Annotated in this window: 13 protein-coding genes and 1 pseudogene; 9 read left to right on the forward strand and 5 right to left on the reverse strand. The window is 71.3% G+C overall.

Features of this window, described 5'->3' with window-relative positions; all coding sequences use genetic code 11:
• Nucleotides 1–268 precede the first annotated feature (268 nt).
• Nucleotides 269–2,980: a heavy metal translocating P-type ATPase gene (locus ACF08F_RS37185; protein ID WP_392302982.1), complete on the forward strand. Its 2,712-nt coding sequence runs from the start codon at nucleotides 269–271 to the stop codon at nucleotides 2,978–2,980.
• 60 nt (nucleotides 2,981–3,040) lie between these two features.
• On the opposite strand, the gene ACF08F_RS37190 is transcribed toward ACF08F_RS37185, so the two are convergent.
• A complete protein-coding gene (locus tag ACF08F_RS37190) occupies nucleotides 3,041–3,904 on the reverse strand; it encodes a universal stress protein (RefSeq protein ID WP_392302983.1) in 864 nt (287 codons plus the stop codon).
• Nucleotides 3,905–4,134: 230 nt separating this feature from the next.
• On the opposite strand from ACF08F_RS37190, the gene ACF08F_RS37195 reads away from it, so the two are divergent.
• From ACF08F_RS37195 to ACF08F_RS37230, 8 genes are all read left to right on the forward strand, one after another.
• The gene (locus ACF08F_RS37195) at nucleotides 4,135–5,040 is read left to right on the forward strand and encodes a universal stress protein (protein ID WP_392302984.1); all 906 of its coding nucleotides are present in this window, start codon (nucleotides 4,135–4,137) and stop codon (nucleotides 5,038–5,040) included.
• A complete protein-coding gene (locus ACF08F_RS37200; RefSeq protein ID WP_392302985.1) occupies nucleotides 5,037–6,005 on the forward strand; it encodes a universal stress protein in 969 nt (322 codons plus the stop codon). The genes ACF08F_RS37195 and ACF08F_RS37200 overlap by 4 nt, the downstream gene beginning before the upstream one ends.
• Before the next feature lie 170 nt (nucleotides 6,006–6,175).
• Complete coding sequence (ppsA, locus tag ACF08F_RS37205) at nucleotides 6,176–8,578, forward strand: phosphoenolpyruvate synthase (RefSeq protein WP_392302986.1); 2,403 nt, start codon at nucleotides 6,176–6,178, stop codon at nucleotides 8,576–8,578.
• A 245-nt stretch (nucleotides 8,579–8,823) separates the two neighbouring features.
• Nucleotides 8,824–9,237 (forward strand): CBS domain-containing protein, encoded by a 414-nt coding sequence (locus tag ACF08F_RS37210; protein ID WP_392302987.1) that lies wholly within the window; start codon nucleotides 8,824–8,826, stop codon nucleotides 9,235–9,237.
• A 219-nt stretch (nucleotides 9,238–9,456) separates the two neighbouring features.
• Nucleotides 9,457–9,918: an Hsp20/alpha crystallin family protein gene (locus ACF08F_RS37215; RefSeq protein WP_392302988.1), complete on the forward strand. Its 462-nt coding sequence runs from the start codon at nucleotides 9,457–9,459 to the stop codon at nucleotides 9,916–9,918.
• The gene (locus ACF08F_RS37220; protein ID WP_392302989.1) at nucleotides 9,915–10,418 is read left to right on the forward strand and encodes a flavodoxin domain-containing protein; all 504 of its coding nucleotides are present in this window, start codon (nucleotides 9,915–9,917) and stop codon (nucleotides 10,416–10,418) included. The genes ACF08F_RS37215 and ACF08F_RS37220 overlap by 4 nt, the downstream gene beginning before the upstream one ends.
• A 47-nt stretch (nucleotides 10,419–10,465) precedes the next feature.
• Nucleotides 10,466–11,053, forward strand: a complete 588-nt coding sequence (locus tag ACF08F_RS37225) for a hypothetical protein (RefSeq protein ID WP_392302990.1) — start codon at nucleotides 10,466–10,468, stop codon at nucleotides 11,051–11,053.
• The gene (locus ACF08F_RS37230; RefSeq protein WP_392302991.1) at nucleotides 11,046–13,787 is read left to right on the forward strand and encodes a cation-translocating P-type ATPase; all 2,742 of its coding nucleotides are present in this window, start codon (nucleotides 11,046–11,048) and stop codon (nucleotides 13,785–13,787) included. Before ACF08F_RS37225 ends, ACF08F_RS37230 begins: the two co-directional genes overlap by 8 nt.
• A gap of 111 nt (nucleotides 13,788–13,898) precedes the next feature.
• On the opposite strand, the gene ACF08F_RS37235 is transcribed toward ACF08F_RS37230, so the two are convergent.
• The 4 genes and pseudogenes from ACF08F_RS37235 to ACF08F_RS37250 all read right to left on the reverse strand — a co-directional run bounded on the left by ACF08F_RS37235 (nucleotide 13,899) and on the right by ACF08F_RS37250 (nucleotide 16,535).
• Nucleotides 13,899–14,504 carry a CBS domain-containing protein gene (locus ACF08F_RS37235; RefSeq protein WP_392302992.1) on the reverse strand — a complete coding sequence of 202 codons (606 nt, stop codon included), beginning with the start codon at nucleotides 14,502–14,504 and terminating at the stop codon, nucleotides 13,899–13,901.
• A 42-nt stretch (nucleotides 14,505–14,546) separates the two neighbouring features.
• Nucleotides 14,547–15,458 (reverse strand): potassium channel family protein, encoded by a 912-nt coding sequence (locus ACF08F_RS37240; RefSeq protein WP_392302993.1) that lies wholly within the window; start codon nucleotides 15,456–15,458, stop codon nucleotides 14,547–14,549.
• Nucleotides 15,459–15,635: 177 nt separating this feature from the next.
• Nucleotides 15,636–15,830: pseudogene (locus ACF08F_RS37245) on the reverse strand (nicotinate phosphoribosyltransferase); the annotation flags it as partial.
• Between the two features lie 51 nt (nucleotides 15,831–15,881).
• Nucleotides 15,882–16,535, reverse strand: a complete 654-nt coding sequence (locus tag ACF08F_RS37250; RefSeq protein ID WP_392302994.1) for a CBS domain-containing protein — start codon at nucleotides 16,533–16,535, stop codon at nucleotides 15,882–15,884.
• Nucleotides 16,536–16,547: the final 12 nt, after the last annotated feature.

Raw genomic sequence — 16,547 nt, forward strand, 5'->3', positions numbered from 1 at the left:
AGAAGGGCGTCCAGGTTTGTCTTCACACACTGACCAACGGGCGCCCTTCGCCATGGTCGCGACCAGCACGGAAATCGGACTCATTCATCTAGGGCCGTCCGGACCCGGCCGTTTGCACCGATCGGCCGGTGCGTGAGTCGACCCGGGATGCCCTTGAGGCCGGCGCTCACCGACCAAGGTGGCCCTCAGGTCGTGCCTGGCTGAGGTGGCCGACGTGGATGCTCCGCGGGAGGCTGGAACAGCAGGGAGCGCGAGGAGGCGAGTGGCCATGCCCGTCGCGGACGTGATCGTCGTCGTGGTCGCCGTCGGCCTCATCGCCGTGCTGGGCCGGTACTTCTTCGGCCCGCGCAAGGCCGGAACGGTTCGCGTGGAGGACGGGGTGCAGCGGGTCGACGTGACCGTGCGGGGCGGCTACAGCCCGAACCTGATCAAGGTCCGCCAGGGCACACCGGTCGAGCTCGTCTTCGACAGGCAGGAGGCCGGTGAATGTACTTCCCGCGTCGTGTTCCCCGATCTCAGGGTCGGGGCCGGCCTGCCCGCCCACACCCGCACGACCGTGCGGCTGAGCCCTGACCGGCCTGGCACCTATGGGTTCGCCTGCGGCATGAACATGATCCACGGGACGCTTGTCGTCGAACCCGCCGACGGCGCAGCACCGGCACCGGGTGTGGTGACGGGCGGAGAAGCGGCGCCGAGCGCGGGAGAGACGTCGGCCGAGGACGCGGAGGCGGCCGACATCGCCGAGCGTCAGGCGGAGATCAAGGACCTGACCCGTCGCGTCGTCGTGGGCGCGGTGCTCACCGCGCCGGTGCTGTTCTCCGTGATGGCCCACGAGCTGTTCGGCGCCGACTGGGTGCCAGGCTGGATGCTGAATCACTGGTTCCAGCTCGCACTGATCACGCCGGTGATGCTCTACACCGGCTGGCCTGTGCACTTGATCGGCTGGCTGGCGCTGCGCCACCGGTCGGCGGACATGAACTCCCTGATCACCCTGGGCACGAGCGCCGCCTACGGCTTCAGCCTGGTCGTCACCCTCGCTCCGGGGCTGCTTCCCGAGGACGTACGGGAGGTGTACTTCGAAGCGGTCGGCGTCATCCTGACCCTGATCCTGCTGGGCCGTCTTCTGGAGGCCCGCGCCAAGGCCGGCACAGGTGAGGCCATCCGCGCACTGGTCGGCCTCCAGGCCCGTACCGCTCGCGTCCTGCGCGACGGCACCGAGACCGAGGTGCCCGTCGAGGACGTGGTCGTCGGGGACGAGATCGTCATCCGCCCCGGGGAGAAGATCCCGGTCGACGCCGAAGTCCTGTCGGGCTCGTCCGCCGTGGACGAGTCGATGGTGACGGGCGAGCCGATGCCGGTCACGAAGCACGCGGGCGACGGTGTCATCGGCGCCACCGTCAACACCACCGGTTCCCTGCGGGTACGCGCGGCCAAGGTCGGCGCGGACACCGTGCTCGCCCAGATCATCCGGCTGGTGCAGCAGGCCCAGGCGTCCAAAGCCCCGATCCAGCGCCTCGCCGACGCGATCTCCGCCTACTTCGTCCCGGCGGTCATCGCCATCGCGATCGCGACGTTCGCTCTCTGGTACACGATCGGACCCGCACCGGCACTCACCCTGGCCCTGGTCTCCGCCGTCGCCGTCCTCATCATCGCCTGCCCTTGTGCCCTCGGCCTGGCCACCCCGCTCTCGGTCATGGTCGGCACCGGCAAAGGCGCGCAGGCGGGCATCCTCATCCGCTCCGCCGAAGCCCTGGAGACCGCCCACAAACTTGACACCGTCGTGCTCGACAAGACCGGCACGGTCACCATCGGCAAGCCCCTCCTCACCGACATCCACCCCGCCGAAGGAGTCGACGAAGTCGAGCTCCTGCGGCTGGTTGCCGCAGCCGAGACCGACAGCGAACACCCCCTCGCCCAGGCCATCGTCTCCGGCGCCCGCGACCGCGGCCTTCAGCCGCCGACCGCGACCGGCTTCTACTCCGTCACCGGCAAGGGCGTCCACGCCAGGGCCGGCGGCCACACCGTCATGGTCGGCACCACCCGCCTCCTCCACGACACCGGCGTCGACACCTCCCTTCTCGACGCCGTAGCCGCGGCCCTCGCGGCCGAGGGCAAAACACCAGTCCTGGCCGCGGTCGACGGCCATCCCGCCGGAGTGCTCGCCGTCGCCGACACCGTCAAGGACGACTCGGCCCGGGCCATCGCGGCCCTGCGCCGGCTGGACGCCGAGGTCGTCATGCTCACCGGCGACAACGCCCGCACCGCCGCCGCCATCGCCGCCCAGGTCGGCATTTCCAGGGTCCTGGCCGAGGTGATGCCCGAGCACAAGACCGACGAGATCCGCCGCCTCCAAGCCGAGGGCCGGACCGTCGCCATGGTCGGCGACGGCATCAACGACGCCCCCGCCCTCGCCCAGGCCGACGTCGGACTCGCCATCGGAACCGGCACCGACGTCGCCATCGAATCCGCCGACATCACCCTCATCTCCGGATCCCTCGCCGGAGTCGTCACCGCCATCCGCCTCTCGAAGGCGACCATGCGCAACATCAAGCAGAATCTGTTCTTCGCCCTCGTCTACAACGCCGTCGGCATCCCTCTCGCGGCCGGAGCCCTCTATCCTCTGTGGGGCATCCGCCTCAGCCCGATCATCGCCGCGGCGGCCATGGCCCTGTCCTCGCTGTCCGTCGTCACCAACGCCTCCCGCCTGCGCCGCTGGCGCCCCGCGCCCATGACGGAAGCCGGCGGCCCACCGATGCAGCCCGAAGTCGAGACCGCCACCGACACGATGCGTAAGGACGGTCTGAACGGAAGCGAGACGACCGTCGACCCCGTGTGCGGCATGGAAGTCGACCCCACGACCGCACCCGAACACCGGGACAGCCCTGCAGGCCCACTGCACTTCTGCTCCAGCCACTGCGCCACCGCCTACGATGCCGCTCCCGACCGCTACACGCCGTCCATCAACCGCCGCCATCCGTAGAGCGCCGAGCGGGAGGGGGTCCACCAGGGCGTGGCCCAGGACCGAGTCGCCACCGTCCGCTCACGTCAAGGGGACGACGGCGACCGGCGCGGGACTGTGGTGGATGACCGCGTGGGCGACATGGCCCAGGTGCGGGCCGAGGGGGACGTTCCGGCTCCGGCGTCCCACGATCACGAGTTGCGCGGTCTGGGATGCCTCTACCAGCTGATAGGCGGGGGAGCCCACCACCGGCTTGGCCTCCACCTCCACGCCCGCGTACCGCTTCCGCCAAGGCTCCAGCAGGTCGTCGAGACCCCCGAGGATGTGGCTGCCGAGCTCCTCCCCGATCCCTGGGTCCATGATGGCCGCGTAGCCGTACGAGGCGGGAAGCGTCCAGCTGTGGAGGAATCGCAGAGGCGTGCCCCTGCGGGCGGCTTCGGAGAAGGAGAACGCGAGCAGGGCTTCGCACGGGTGGTGGATGTCGACGCCCACCACGATGCCGCCTTCCGGAGCCTCCCGGTCGTCCGTCGCGCGTACGAGGACGACCGGCTGTCGGGCCGCGCCGACGACGGCGAGGGAGACCGAGCCCACGAGGAAGCCGCGGACGCCGCCGAGCCCGCGCGAACCCAGGGCTGTCAGATCCGCCTCGTTCGCGGCGGCCGTCAGTTCCTCGGCTGCCCGGCCGTGCGCGTACTCCGTGATGACCTCGAGGTCGGGATGGTCCTTCCGCACCCGGTCCGTCTCCTCCCGCATCAACCTTGCGGTCTGCTCGTCGTGGGCACGTGTGCGGGCGTACGCCATGGGTACTTCCGGCATGCTCGGCCATTCCTCCACGTGCACCAGCCTGAGGGGCACTTCGCGGAGCACTGCTTGCGCCGCGGCCCAACGGGCGGCGGCGAGGCTTTCAGCAGAGCCGTCGAGACCGACGGTGACCTGGGCTGACATGGCGTGCCTCCCTCGTCGAAACCTCTCCGCGCGGCCCCGCCCCGACTCCGGACCGGACAGGACATCTCACCTTTCAGGTTGGTGCCCGTCGCTTTCCGGCAGCAGGGCCGGGCAGGTCACGATCGGGGCCGAACGGCCCATCCCGAGGAGGCCCACCACGATGCCAGTGTGGGAGGTGTCGCTTCTCGGGACGCGCTCCCGAGCCTCGGGTGTTCCCCGGAGGAGGAACCATGACCAGCGAGACCCCCACCCGACCGGAGCTCGGCAACGTCGTCGTGGGAGTCGACGGGTCCCCCTCCGGACGCGCGGCCGTGCTCTGGGCCGCCGAGGAGGCGGACCGACGGGGTAGGCCTCTGCATCTCGTCCACGCCGCCGACACCGACCGCCGGGCGATCTTCTCCAACGCGGAGACGATCCAGGCGGTACGCGAAGCGGGTCGCGACCTGCTGACCGAGACCGCGAGTGCGGTCCGTGACCTCTTTCCGGACCTCGCCGTCACCAAGGAACTGAGCCGCCAGGAGCCGGTCGCCGGTCTCCGGGCGGCCGCCGGCCACCGGGGCACGATCGTGGTGGGCAACCGGGGACTCGGCGGCTTCTCCACACTCATGCTCGGATCAGTCGGTCTGGGCGTGGCGGCCCGCGCCGAAGTCCCCGTGATCGTGGTCCGTGGTGACGGTGACCGTCCCGCGTCGGCCTCGGTGACGGCAGCCGTGCACGGTGCTTCGGATCTGGGCTGGCTGCTCCTCGCGGCCGCCGAGGCCGACGCCCGCAAGGCGGCGTTGCGGCTGGTCAGCGTCTGGAACCTGCTCACCCACGTCGGCAGCGTCGCGACCATGCTGGACGACCTAGACGGGATCGCGCAGCAGCGCGTGCACGAGATCAAGTCGCTCGCCGACCTCGCACGTGAGTTCTATCCCCAGCTGATCGTCAGCCATCACGTCGAGACGGGCACGAGCACACCCGGGACCCTGGTGGAGGCGAGTGCCCACACCGATCTGCTGGTGATGGGCAGACAACACCGTGCCCTGGGCGTGGGCCCCTCCCTGGGGAGAGTCGCCCACGTCCTGGTCCACCACGCCCACTGTCCGGTGGAGATCGTCCCACCCGCCTTCGCCACCAGGGTCGAGGAGACGTGAACGAGATACTGCTCGGTGTCGACCCCCAGGAGCTGTCGGTCCCCGCTCTCGTCTGGGCCGCCGACGAGGCCGCACGAAGAGGACTCGTGCTCCGGCTGGTCGTCGCCGTACCGCCTGCCCACGGCGGGCTGCGGTACGACGCGCTCGCCCGCCAGAGCGCCCTGCGCATCCGCGCGGAGTCGGCGATCGCCAACGCGGAGGACCTCGTCCGGGAACTGCGCGACGATCTGCGGATCGCGACGGACCGCGTGAACGGTGCGCCGGCGACCGTGTTGCGCGACATGGCACAGCACGCCGCACTCGTCGTCGTGAGCTCTCGCCGTCTCGGCAGGCCCGCCGAGATGCTCAGCGAGAGCTCCGTCGTCGTCCCGCTCACAGCACGGGCCGACTGTCCCGTCGTCGTGGTCCGCGCACCTGAACACACCGCCGTGCACCCGCCGACCGTCGTCGTCGGCGTGGACGGAAGCGAGTCCTCACGGGCCGCGGTCGCCTTCGCCGTCGAGGAGGCGAGCCTCCGCGCGGCAAGGCTGCGGGCCGTCTGGGTCTGGCCCCGGTCCGTCCTCGCCCACGACGACGGTGGAGAGGGCCTCGCCGAGCGGCGTCGGCTGCTCGCCGAATCGGTGGCGGGCTGGGCGGAGAGATATCCCGATGTCGCCATGACCCAAGAGGTCCTGCGGGGACACCCGGTCGAACAACTCGCCCTGGCATCCCAGGAATCCCTCTCACTCGTGGTCGGCCGCCGAGGCCGTGGCGGCTACTCCGGCATGCGGCTGGGCTCGACGGTTCACGGCCTGCTGCACCGTGCCCCGTGTCCGCTGGTCACCGTCCCCCTCCCGCAACGCGAGCGCCGGACAGGCGACCCGGCACGGGCCGACCGGTCCCGTTCCGGTGTGGCCGACCGGCCCGTGCCCGCTGCCCCGCTCGGCACTGGGACGCGACCACCTCGACACGGGACGGTGAGGTGAGAGGACGCCCCCGGTCCATCGGTCGGTTCCGTGGAGAGGTGAGCACCATGAAGCGCATACGGATCAGCCCCCGGCCGGGCCATCCCCGCAAGCCCGCTCCCCTCGACCTGCGCACGCCGTCCGGCAGGCCCCTGCCGTACTGAGGAGGCCCGAGAGTCGTGGAAGAGACCATGGGACCGATACGACACGTCGTACCGTTCGCGGAACTCGGGCGGCACGATGTCGGCCGAGCGGGTGGCAAGAACGCCTCACTGGGCGAGATGACCACCCGGCTCGGGGGCGCGGGAATCCGCGTCCCTCCGGGATTCGCCACCACTGCCGAAGCGTACGAGGAACTGCTCGGTTCCCGAGACCTCCGCCGTCGCGTGGAGGCACAGATCGACAGACTGCACGCGGGCGCCCCGCTCGACGAGGTCGGGGCGGCCATCCGGTCCCTCTTCCTCGTGGAGCCGTTGCCCGTACCCCTGCGGGATGCCGTGCTCGCTGCGTACGAGCGGCTGGCCGAGGGGATCGGCCGGGAGTCGCCGGAGGTGGCGGTGCGCAGCAGTGCGACGGCGGAGGACCTGCCCGAAGCGAGTTTCGCCGGGCAGCAGGAGACGTACCTGAACGTCAGCGGCGCCGACGCGCTCCTTGAGGCGTGCAGGCGCTGCTACGCCTCCCTGTTCACCGACCGGGCGATCGACTACCGCGAGCGGATGGGCTTCGACCACCTCGCCGTCGCCCTGTCCATCGGCGTCCAGGCCATGGTCCGCTCCGACCTCGCCGGCGCCGGAGTCGTCTTCACCCTCGACCCGGAGAGCGGCTTCCCGGACGTGATCGTGGTGAGCGCCGCCTGGGGGCTGGGGGAGACCGTCGTCAGCGGCCAGGTCGACCCGGACGAGTACACGGTGTTCAAACCGAGCATGAAGGACCCGGCGCTCGACCCCGTCATCGACGTGCGGATCGGAGCCAAGCGGTTGAAGGCCGTGTACGCCGACGCCGGCCTGACCCGCACGGTCGACACACCCGACGGTGAGCGGAACCGGCGAGTCCTCGACGACGCGGAGATCCGCACACTCGCCGACTGGGCGGCGGCCGTCGAGGAGCACTACGGCTGCCCCATGGACATCGAATGGGCCAAGGACGGCCTCACCGGCGAGCTGTGGATCGTCCAGGCCCGCCCCGAGACGGTCCAGTCGCGTCGGCGCACCACCACCCTCACCCGCCGCCGGCTCACCGGTACTCCGGGCGAACCGCTCGTCGAAGGCATCGCCGTCGGCGAGGCCATCGGCGAGGGACGTGTCGTGGCGCTCGACGCGCCCGTCGACCTCGACCGCTTCCCCCAGGGCGGCGTCCTCGTCACCGGCGTCACCGACCCGGACTGGGAACCCGTCATGAAGAGGGCCTCCGCCATCGTCACCGACCACGGGGGTCGCACCTCGCACGCCGCCATCGTCAGCCGCGAACTCGGCGTCCCCGCCGTCGTCGGAACCGGGAACGGGACACGGATCCTGCATGACGGGCAATCCGTCACGGTCTCCTGCGCCGAGGGAGGGAGCGGACGTGTCTACCAAGGTCTGCTCCCGTACGAGGAGTCCCGGACCGATCTCGCGGAACTGCCCGCCACCCGAACCCGGGTGATGCTGAACCTGGCCGATCCCTCAGCGGCGTTCCGCTGGTGGCGGCTTCCCGCGGACGGAGTGGGCCTGGCGCGCCTGGAGTTCATCGTCGCCCACCAGGTGAAGGTCCACCCCATGGCCCTGCTGCATCCGGAGCGGCTCGACCCCCACGACCGGCACGTCGTCGAGCGGCTCACCGAGGGCTACCTCGATCGGGGTGACTACTTCGTCGACCTGCTGGCCCACGGCATCGCCCGGATCGCGGCCTCGCGCTGGCCGGCGCCCGTCGTCGTACGCACCAGCGACTTCAAGACCAACGAGTACGCCAAGCTCCTCGGCGGCCGGCCCTTCGAACCGGACGAGGCGAACCCCATGATCGGTTGGCGTGGCGCGAGCCGGTACTACAGCGACGGCTACCGCGAGGGCTTCGTCCTCGAATGCCGCGCACTGCGCAGGGTCCGTGACGGGATGGGGCTGACCAACGTGGTCGTCATGATCCCCTTCTGCCGCACCCTGGGCGAGGCCGACCGCGTACTGGCGGTGATGGCGAGCGAGGGACTGGTGCGTGGTGAGAACGGCCTGCAGGTCTACGTCATGGCGGAGATACCGGCCAACATCATCCTGGCCGGGGAGTTCGCGGAACGCTTCGACGGATTCTCGATCGGCAGCAACGACCTCACCCAGCTGACCCTCGGCGTCGACCGCGACTCCGAGGCTCTCGCCCACGTCTTCGACGAGCGGGACCCCGCCGTCGTCCGGAGCATCCAGACCCTCGCCGTCCGCGCCCACGCGGCGGGCCGGCCGGTCGGGTTGTGCGGGCAGCGGCCCAGCGACGATCCGGCGTTCACCGCGATCCTGGTCGAGGCGGGCCTCGACTCGATCTCGGTGGCACCGGACAGCTTCGCAGCGGTCAAGGGGCACGTGGCCCGCGCGGAGACGACGTTCGAGAACGGCACCGGACGAACGGAGGAGTGACCATGCCGAGGAAGGCACGACATCGCGTCGTCGGGGGCAACGGGCTGCCGGCCCGGCGCGGTCGACGGGCGCCCATGGGAGACGCGCTGCCCGGTCGGACCAGGAACCACCGGCCGCCCGCAGAGGGGGCGATGGGACGTTCCCGGCGCCCGGTTCACACCGTCAGGGTGTCGGCGCTCTTTCTCTGAACCCATGGCGGATGGGCTGGATCATGAGCAGGGGGGCCGGACAGGAAGGACGCGACCATGACGACCGCACGGGACATCATGCATGCCGGTGCGAGCTGCGTGCAGGAGAACGAGAGCCTGATGGATGCCGCACGCCGTATGAGCGAACTGGATGTCGGCGCGCTGCCCATCTGCGGGCCGGACGACCGGCTGCACGGCATCATCACCGACCGGGACATCGTGGTGAAGTGCCTTGCCAAGGGCAAGGACCCTCACCGCATGACAGCCGGGGACCTCGCCCAGGGCAAGCCGGTCACCGTGGACGCGGGTGCCGACAGCGAAGTGGTGCTCCGCACGATGCAGGACCACCGTGTCCGCCGCGTGCCCGTGATCGACGACCACCGCATGGTCGGCATGATCAGTGAGGCGGACCTGGCGCGGCACCTGCCGGAGGAACGGGTGGGCCGTTTCGTCGAGGAGGTCTGCCGCTGACCGCACCGGCGCTGTGGCGCCATGGGCCGGGCGGCCCCCTCCTGATGCGGCCCGTTCGGCCCTGCCCTTCAGCCCCCTTGGACACTGCGCCACACGACTTCGCGGGTGGAAGTGTGGGTTACGGAGGCGGACCGGGCTTCGCCACCCGACCCGCCGCCTGTCCGTACCTACTCGGGTCCACGGCGACCGTCCTGGGCCCCGTACACGAGGAGCAGAACAATGGCCGGAGGCAAGGTGGAACGCAGGCACAGCCTCTTCCCCGACTTCAACGACTGGTTCAACCGGGAGTTCCCCGGGCTGCCCGGATGGCGACCCGCGACGGCCGCCCACTCCATCCCGGTCGAGTTGACCAGCGGTGACGGCGTGTACGTGCTGCGAGCCGAACTGCCGGGCATGGACCCGGACGACGACGTCGCCATCACCGTCGACGACAACCTCCTCACGGTGAGTGCGGAGCACAGCGAGAGCAAGGAGGACAAGGAGCACTCGGAGTTCCGCTACGGATCCTTCCGCAGGACCGTGCGCCTCCCGGCTCCCATCCCCGCCGACCAGGTCGAAGCGACGTACGCGGACGGCGTCCTCACGGTCCGCATCCCGATGCCCGACGAGGAGGACACGACGTCCGTCCGGACCATTCCGGTGAAGCGGGTCGGAGGATCGGCCGAGGGCGCGGAATCATGAACGCCAAACGTGTCCTGATCGCCTACGGCAGCAAAGCCGGCGCGACCGCCGGAATCGCCGAGGAGATCGGCCGGACGCTCCGGGACGACGGCTTCGACGCCGTCGTCCTGCCCGCCGAGACCGTCACCGACGTCAGCGGATACGACGGCGTCGTCCTCGGCGGCGCCCTCTACGCCGGGCACTGGACCGGCAAGGCTCGACGGTGCGCCCGGCGCAACGCCGAACAGCTCAGGCACCGGCCGCTCTGGCTGTTCAGCAGCGGTCCCGTCGACAGTTCCGCGGAACAGCACGACATCCCGCCCGTACGGGGAGTCGCCCGGCGGATGGAGAAACTCGGTGCCCGTGAGCACATGACCTTCGGTGGCGCCGTGACCGCCGAGACGTCGGGTCCGGTCGCGCGGGCCATGGTGCGCCGGGGCAAGGGCGGCGACTTCCGCAATCCGGAGCGGATCCGGGCCTGGGCCCATCACATCGGAACAGAACTCGACGCCACCCACTGAAGGGGCCTCCGACAGGTCGGCGAGGCCACCCCAACGGGAGGTGCGGCATGCTCCACCAGGAGTCGGGGAGCGGAGCCACCCCGCCAACGAGACCCCCGGGACGCGCCGCCCTGCTCCTCGTGCTGTTGATCGCCGTGATCTGTGGTGCCGTGGCTGCCGGGAGCCTGTGGTCGGCGGGCTCCAAGGCCGACCGTGAACTCGCCGTGCACCGGCATCAGGTGACCGCGACCACCACCGGGCCGGCGAAGGACCCGCCCGTCGCCACCCGGTACGGCTCCAAGCTGCAGGCCGTCGCGCCGGCCGTGTGGGAGCAGCCCGAGAACGTCCGTCGGTCCGGCAGCATCCACGTCCCGTCCCGGACACCGGAGGGACGCGCCGTGACGATCTGGGTGGACGACGCGGGGTCACCCGCTCGGCCCCCCGGCAGCGCCGCCGACCGCGCCCTGACCTCGTTGTCGGGCGGTGTGGCGGCGGCAGGCGTCACCGGGGTGACAGGCGCCGCCGTGGTCCTCCTCGTACGGCGGCGGACCGAAGGTCACCGGTTCGCGGCCTGGGAACGCGAGTGGGAGCAGGTGGAACCCGTATGGTCCGGTCGACTCCGCCGGGGCAGCGGTGCGGGGGACGACGATGACTGACCGTGTCGGCAGCCGCGCCGGCCCTGAGCGGACCGCTTCCGCCACCCAGGCGCTGCCCTTCGACCCCAGTGAACCGCTGCCCCGGCTGCGTCGTGAACTCGCCACGGGGCCGGACGGTCTCTCGGCCCGCGAGGCGGCCCGGCGCCTCGCCGTCCACGGACCGAACGAGGTACGGCGAAGGGTGCGCTCCTCCTTCGTGCGCGAGCTGGTCGGGCAGCTGGTCCACCCCCTGGCCCTGTTGCTGTGGGCCGCCGCCGCCCTCGCCTTCGTCGCGGACCTGGCGGTCCTCGGTTGGGCGATCCTCGCGGTCATCGCCGTCAACGCGGCTTTCGCCCTGCTCCAGGAACGCCAGGCGGAGCGGGCGGTGGAGACACTCGCCCGCTATCTGCCCGAGCACGCCCTCGCCGTACGCGACGGGCAGCCTCACGTCGTGGAGGCCCGTGACCTCGTACCGGGCGACCTGATCCTTCTGGAGGAGGGCGACAAGATACCCGCTGACGCGCACGTCGCCGAGGGTGGGGTCGAGGTCGACCTGTCGATGCTCACGGGCGAGTCCGTGCCGGCCGAACGGATCGCCTCGGCCGGTGTCCTCGGCGCCCCGCTGCTTGAGGAGCCGAACCTCGTCTTCAGCGGGACGACCTGTGTCGAGGGGCAGGCCCGGGCGATCGTGTTCGCCACCGGAAACCACACCGAACTCGGTCGGATCGCCGCACTCAGCCAGCGGACGCGGCGCGAGGCGAGCCCTCTGGAACGGCAGGTCAAGCGGGTCGCGTGGCTCATCGCCGGCGTCGCGACCGGCATGGGCGTCGTCTTTCTCGTCCTCGGGGTGGCGGTCGGGCTTCCGGTCGCCGACTCCCTGACGTTCGCCATCGGGCTCCTCGTCGCCAACGTCCCCGAGGGACTCCTTCCGACCATCACCCTGGCCCTGGCCGTCGGCGTCCGCGCCCTGGCCCGCCGGGGTGCGTTGGTCAAACGGCTCAGCGCCGTGGAGACCCTCGGCTCCACGAGCGTCATCTGCACGGACAAGACCGGCACACTCACCCGCAACAGCATGCGTCTCAGGGCGCTGTGGACGGTCGGCCACGGGTCGGAGCCGGGCCCCTGGGCGGAGGAGTTGGCGACGGCGGGCGCCCTGTGCACCACCGTCACGCGAGAAGCCGACGGCGAACTGCACGGCGACCCCACCGAGGCCGCCCTTGTCGCCGGCGCGGCCGACCACGGGGCTCCGCTGGACCTGGGTCGGCGCGACGCGGGACGGCGGGCGCTGTTCCGCTTCGATCCGCGGCTCCGCCTGATGTCGGTCGTGCAGGGTGGGGAGACACGGGGCGGGGAGCGGCAGAGAGGGGAGACGCCGGGCCCCACGCGGATCGTCGTCAAGGGAGCGCCCGAGGCGGTGCTGGACCGCCTCCTGCCCGGAACCGCGGCGGACTCGGCCCGCGCCGCCGCCGACGAGCTGGCCCGGGACGGCATGCGCGTCCTGGCCGTCGCCGTACGCGACGTGCCGAGCGGCGCGGAGCTGCCGTCACGCCGCCAGGACGCGGAGTCGGGGTTGACCCTGCTCGGGCTCCTCGGGCTGTACGACCCGCCACGCCCCGAGGTGGCGGACGCCGTGCGCCGCTGCCACGAGGCCGGGATCCGGGTGCACGTCGTCACGGGCGACAACGGCGCCACCGCCGCGGCCGTCGCGCGGGAGGTCGGGATCGGGGTGCCCCGACTGCACGTGGTCGCGGCGTCGGAGTCACTGGGCGACGACCAGCTGGACCGGCTCCTCGTGGAAGGCGACGCCGAGATCGTCTTCGCCCGCTCCTCGCCCGAGACGAAGCTCAAAGTGGCCGACACGCTGCGGGAGCACGGCCGGATCGTCGCCATGACGGGTGACGGCGTCAACGACGCCCCCGCGCTGCACCGCGCCCACATAGGGGTGGCCATGGGGCGCTCCGGCACCGACGTGGCCCGGGAGGCCGCCGCGATGGTGCTCACCGACGACGACTTCGCGACCATCGTGACCGCGGTCGAAGCCGGGCGCCGCGTCTACGACAACGTGCGCAAGTTCATCGTCTACATCTTCGCCCACGCGACTCCGGAGATCGTTCCCTTCCTCGTCTTCGCGCTGTCCGCCGGCGCGGTACCGCTCCCCCTGACCGTGCTGCAGATCCTCGCCATCGACCTCGGCACCGAGACCCTGCCCGCCCTCGCTCTCGGCAGGGAACGTTCTGAGCCCGGCGTCATGCAGCGGCCCCCGCGGCCGCGGCACCAGGGCGTGATCTCCCGCGACATGCTCGTACGGAGCTGGGGATACCTGGGGCTCACGTCGGCGGTCCTCGTCATGGCGGGCTACTTCTACGTGCTGTGGCGCGCGGGCTGGCAGCCGGGAGACCCCACGGGTACCGGCAGCCCCTTGCACCAGGCCTACGTGACGGCCACCACGGCCACCTTCGCCGGCATCGTCACCTGCCAGGTCGGCACGGCGCTCGCGGCCCGCACCGACCACGCGGCGCTGCGCGACATCGGAGTGTTCTCGAATCCCCTGCTGCTCGCCGGCATCGCCTTCGAACTCGCGTTCACGGCCGCCCTCGTCTACGCGCCCCCGCTCCAGCGTCTCTTCGGCACGGCCGCCCTCCCACTGGACGTCGTCCTGCTCGTCGCGACGTTCCCGGTGCTGGTGTGGGGCACGGACGAGCTGCGGCGCGCCAGGAGGCGCCGTCAGCGGGCGTCGGCCGTCCCCGGTTCGTGACCCCCTGGTCGAGGCGGAAGGGCACCAGTCAAAGCTTGCGGGAAAGCGGCTTGTCGAGCTCGGCCGCCACCGTCACCGGGGGGTGGGAGCCGTGTCGCGGTTCCATGATCGTCACTTCCTCGACAGGTCGTCGTCCTCGTACCCGAGCCGGTCGACGACCCCCACGACACCGTCGACGCTGTTGCAGAGTCTGAGGAGCACCGGAACGAGGCTGCGGCGGCGGACCGTACCGCTGAGGGTGACCCGGCCGTCCACGACCTCCACCGAGAGGGCCGACGGGCTCAACCTCAGGGTGTGGGTGACCACGTCTTCGACGATCTCCTCCTGGATCGCCCGGTCCCGGCGCAGGAAGAGCTGGACGAGGTCGCTCCGGCTGAGCACACCCACGAGGCGCTCGTCCTCGTCGACGACGGGCAGACGCTTGACCCTCGCCCGTTCCATCACGCGGGCGGCACGCACGACGCTCCACTCGGGGCGGGCGACGACGGCGGGACTCGACATGAGGGCGCCCGCGGTGTCGAGCCCGGCCCCGGCGGCACGACGGCGTACCAGGTCCGCTTCCGAGACCACGCCCAACGGGCGGTTCGACTCGTCCACCACGCACACCGCGGTGATGTCGAACTCGTCCAGGAGTCGTGCGATCTCCTTGAACGTCGTGTCCGGCACGACGCTGACCGCCGTGGGTGTCATCAGATCCGCGACGCTGCGGTGCCTCATCGCTCGTCACCTTCTCGTGCGTTCCACCGGCGGCCCCCACGTTCAGGATCGCCCGCCGGCGCCGTCCTGGGGAGGGCCGTCCGGCCCCTGGGGTTGCCCGTGGTCGTCGGCGTAGGCCGCGAACACCCGATCGGGTCCCGCGCCCGTGCGCAGGAACCTCTCGTCGAGCACGACCGCCAGGTCTTCCAGTGCGCCGCGCAGTACCGAAGCGGAGAGCCTGACGTCCGGGTGATGCGCGCCGTCGGCCTGGTCCGCGAGGCCCAGGGCGTAGCGGAGCTGCCGGGGCAGGGACGTGTTCTCGTCCCCGTCGTGGAAGTAGTACGACTCGGCGTACTGCAGGAAGTCGACCGTGACGGTCGAGAGGGCCGAGGCGAGTCCGTCCAGGAGAGCGGCGCCGCCGTCTGAGTCGAGGGCCTGAGCGGTGGCCCGGCTGCGGCGCACGTGCGACAGCCGCAGCGCCAGTGCTCTGCGGCGGGCGAGCGCGGGGTAGATGCCGAGGATCCAGGCGACGGTCGCCGACAGCAGGACGAAGCCCACGAGGGCCTCCATGGGGGCGAGTACGCGCAGCCATCCGGAGGCCGGCGCGATGTCGCCGAGGCCGAGCGTGGCCAGGGTGACGAGCGAGACGTACAGGGCGTCCAGCGGGCCCGCGTGCTCGGACGGGACGAGCCCCGCCGCGTACGAGAAGTCCTCCGGCATGTGGGGCCAGTAGATGAGCCCCCATCCCACGGCCACGGTCAGCGCCCACACGGCGACGACGGCCACCATGCCGAGAGGGCCCGCGATCCCGGCCGACCGCCGACGCTTGCCGAGGTGTGGGGACAGCCACCACAGCGACACCATCACGAGCCTGCTCAGACCTCCGTGGCGGGTCGGGTGCCAGAGCGTGTGGAACACGTCCCGGAGGATGAACAGCACCAGGACAGCGCCCGCGGGCGTCGCAAGCCAGGTCATCCCGGCACCGTTCCCACGAGCAGCGACGGGGTCCCGCCCTCCGGCTTCGATCTCAGCCCCCTGGCGGCGCCCGCTCGCCCCTTCGGGCGCACCCTCCGCCGGATGCGTGCGGTGCTACTGCCCGGCTTGTGTCCGCGCCTCGATCCGGTGTCGCACGACGGTCGTCAGAGCCGACAGCACGTCGGAGCGGCCCACCAGGAAGTGGGCCAGGTAGTCGAGGGCCGGTGCGAGCCCCGCCGCGACGAGGAATCCGCGTTCCTGGGGGAGGTCGCGGACGAAGAGGCTGAAGGTGGCCGGTGCCCGCATGTCCTCCCGCAGGTACGAGAGCGCCATCGTGACCTCGTACAGATCGGTGCTGGTCACCTGGGACATGCTTCGCGCATGCGCGGCGGATCCATGATCCGCACCGCAACGGCCGGAAGGCTACGTCCGGCCCTGGGCGGTGAGCTCGCACCGTACGTCCACCACGCCTTCGACGGCGCGGGCCAGGCGGGTCGCGAGCGGGATGAGGGCGCTGTCGCGGACCTGGCCGGACAGCGTGACGACTCCGGCGTCGACGCGGACGTCGACCCGGCGCTGAGAGAGTGGGAAAAGGCGCTCGACGACGTCGCTGCGTACTTCGGTGGCGAGATCCTCGTCCGGGCGGAGGAAGACCTTGAGGAGGTCGGACCGGCTCACGATCCCCTGGATCGTTCCGTTCGTGCCGACGACCGGCAGTCGTTTGACGTGGTGGGAGGCCATGAGGCGCGCGGCCTGGGGCAGGGACGCCTCGGGAGCGACGGTGACCGGGGGCGAGGTCATCAGGTCCTCGGCCCGTCGGGAACCGGCCTTGGCCGTGGCGCCGAGCCGTCGCATCTGTTCGACGAGACCGAGGCGGCGGTCATGGAACTCCTCCTTGAGGAGCAGATCGGCCTCGGAGACCACGCCGACGACGCGGCCCTCGCCCTCGACGACCGGTACGGCCGTCACCTTCCACCGCTCCATGGCGGCGACGATCTCCTTGAACTCCGCGCCGGGCCGGACGGCGACCACCTTCGTGGTCATCACGTCGGCGACGGTGAACGGGTGCGGTGTCATCGCTCTTTCCTT

Origin of the sequence: Streptomyces sp. NPDC015130 (assembly GCF_043080005.1) — a bacterium.
GTDB lineage: Bacteria > Actinomycetota > Actinomycetes > Streptomycetales > Streptomycetaceae > Streptomyces.

Coding starts and splice junctions, on each gene's coding strand:
- ACF08F_RS37240 (WP_392302993.1), bottom strand. CDS start 15,458: ATGACCTGGCTTGCGACGCCCGCGGGCGCTGTCCTGGTGCTGTTCATC.
- ACF08F_RS37190 (WP_392302983.1), bottom strand. CDS start 3,904: ATGTCAGCCCAGGTCACCGTCGGTCTCGACGGCTCTGCTGAAAGCCTC.
- ACF08F_RS37235 (WP_392302992.1), bottom strand. CDS start 14,504: ATGAGGCACCGCAGCGTCGCGGATCTGATGACACCCACGGCGGTCAGC.
- ACF08F_RS37220 (WP_392302989.1), top strand. CDS start 9,915: ATGAACGCCAAACGTGTCCTGATCGCCTACGGCAGCAAAGCCGGCGCG.
- ACF08F_RS37215 (WP_392302988.1), top strand. CDS start 9,457: ATGGCCGGAGGCAAGGTGGAACGCAGGCACAGCCTCTTCCCCGACTTC.
- ACF08F_RS37210 (WP_392302987.1), top strand. CDS start 8,824: ATGACGACCGCACGGGACATCATGCATGCCGGTGCGAGCTGCGTGCAG.
- ACF08F_RS37195 (WP_392302984.1), top strand. CDS start 4,135: ATGACCAGCGAGACCCCCACCCGACCGGAGCTCGGCAACGTCGTCGTG.
- ACF08F_RS37225 (WP_392302990.1), top strand. CDS start 10,466: ATGCTCCACCAGGAGTCGGGGAGCGGAGCCACCCCGCCAACGAGACCC.
- ppsA (WP_392302986.1), top strand. CDS start 6,176: ATGGGACCGATACGACACGTCGTACCGTTCGCGGAACTCGGGCGGCAC.
- ACF08F_RS37250 (WP_392302994.1), bottom strand. CDS start 16,535: ATGACACCGCACCCGTTCACCGTCGCCGACGTGATGACCACGAAGGTG.
- ACF08F_RS37230 (WP_392302991.1), top strand. CDS start 11,046: ATGACTGACCGTGTCGGCAGCCGCGCCGGCCCTGAGCGGACCGCTTCC.
- ACF08F_RS37185 (WP_392302982.1), top strand. CDS start 269: ATGCCCGTCGCGGACGTGATCGTCGTCGTGGTCGCCGTCGGCCTCATC.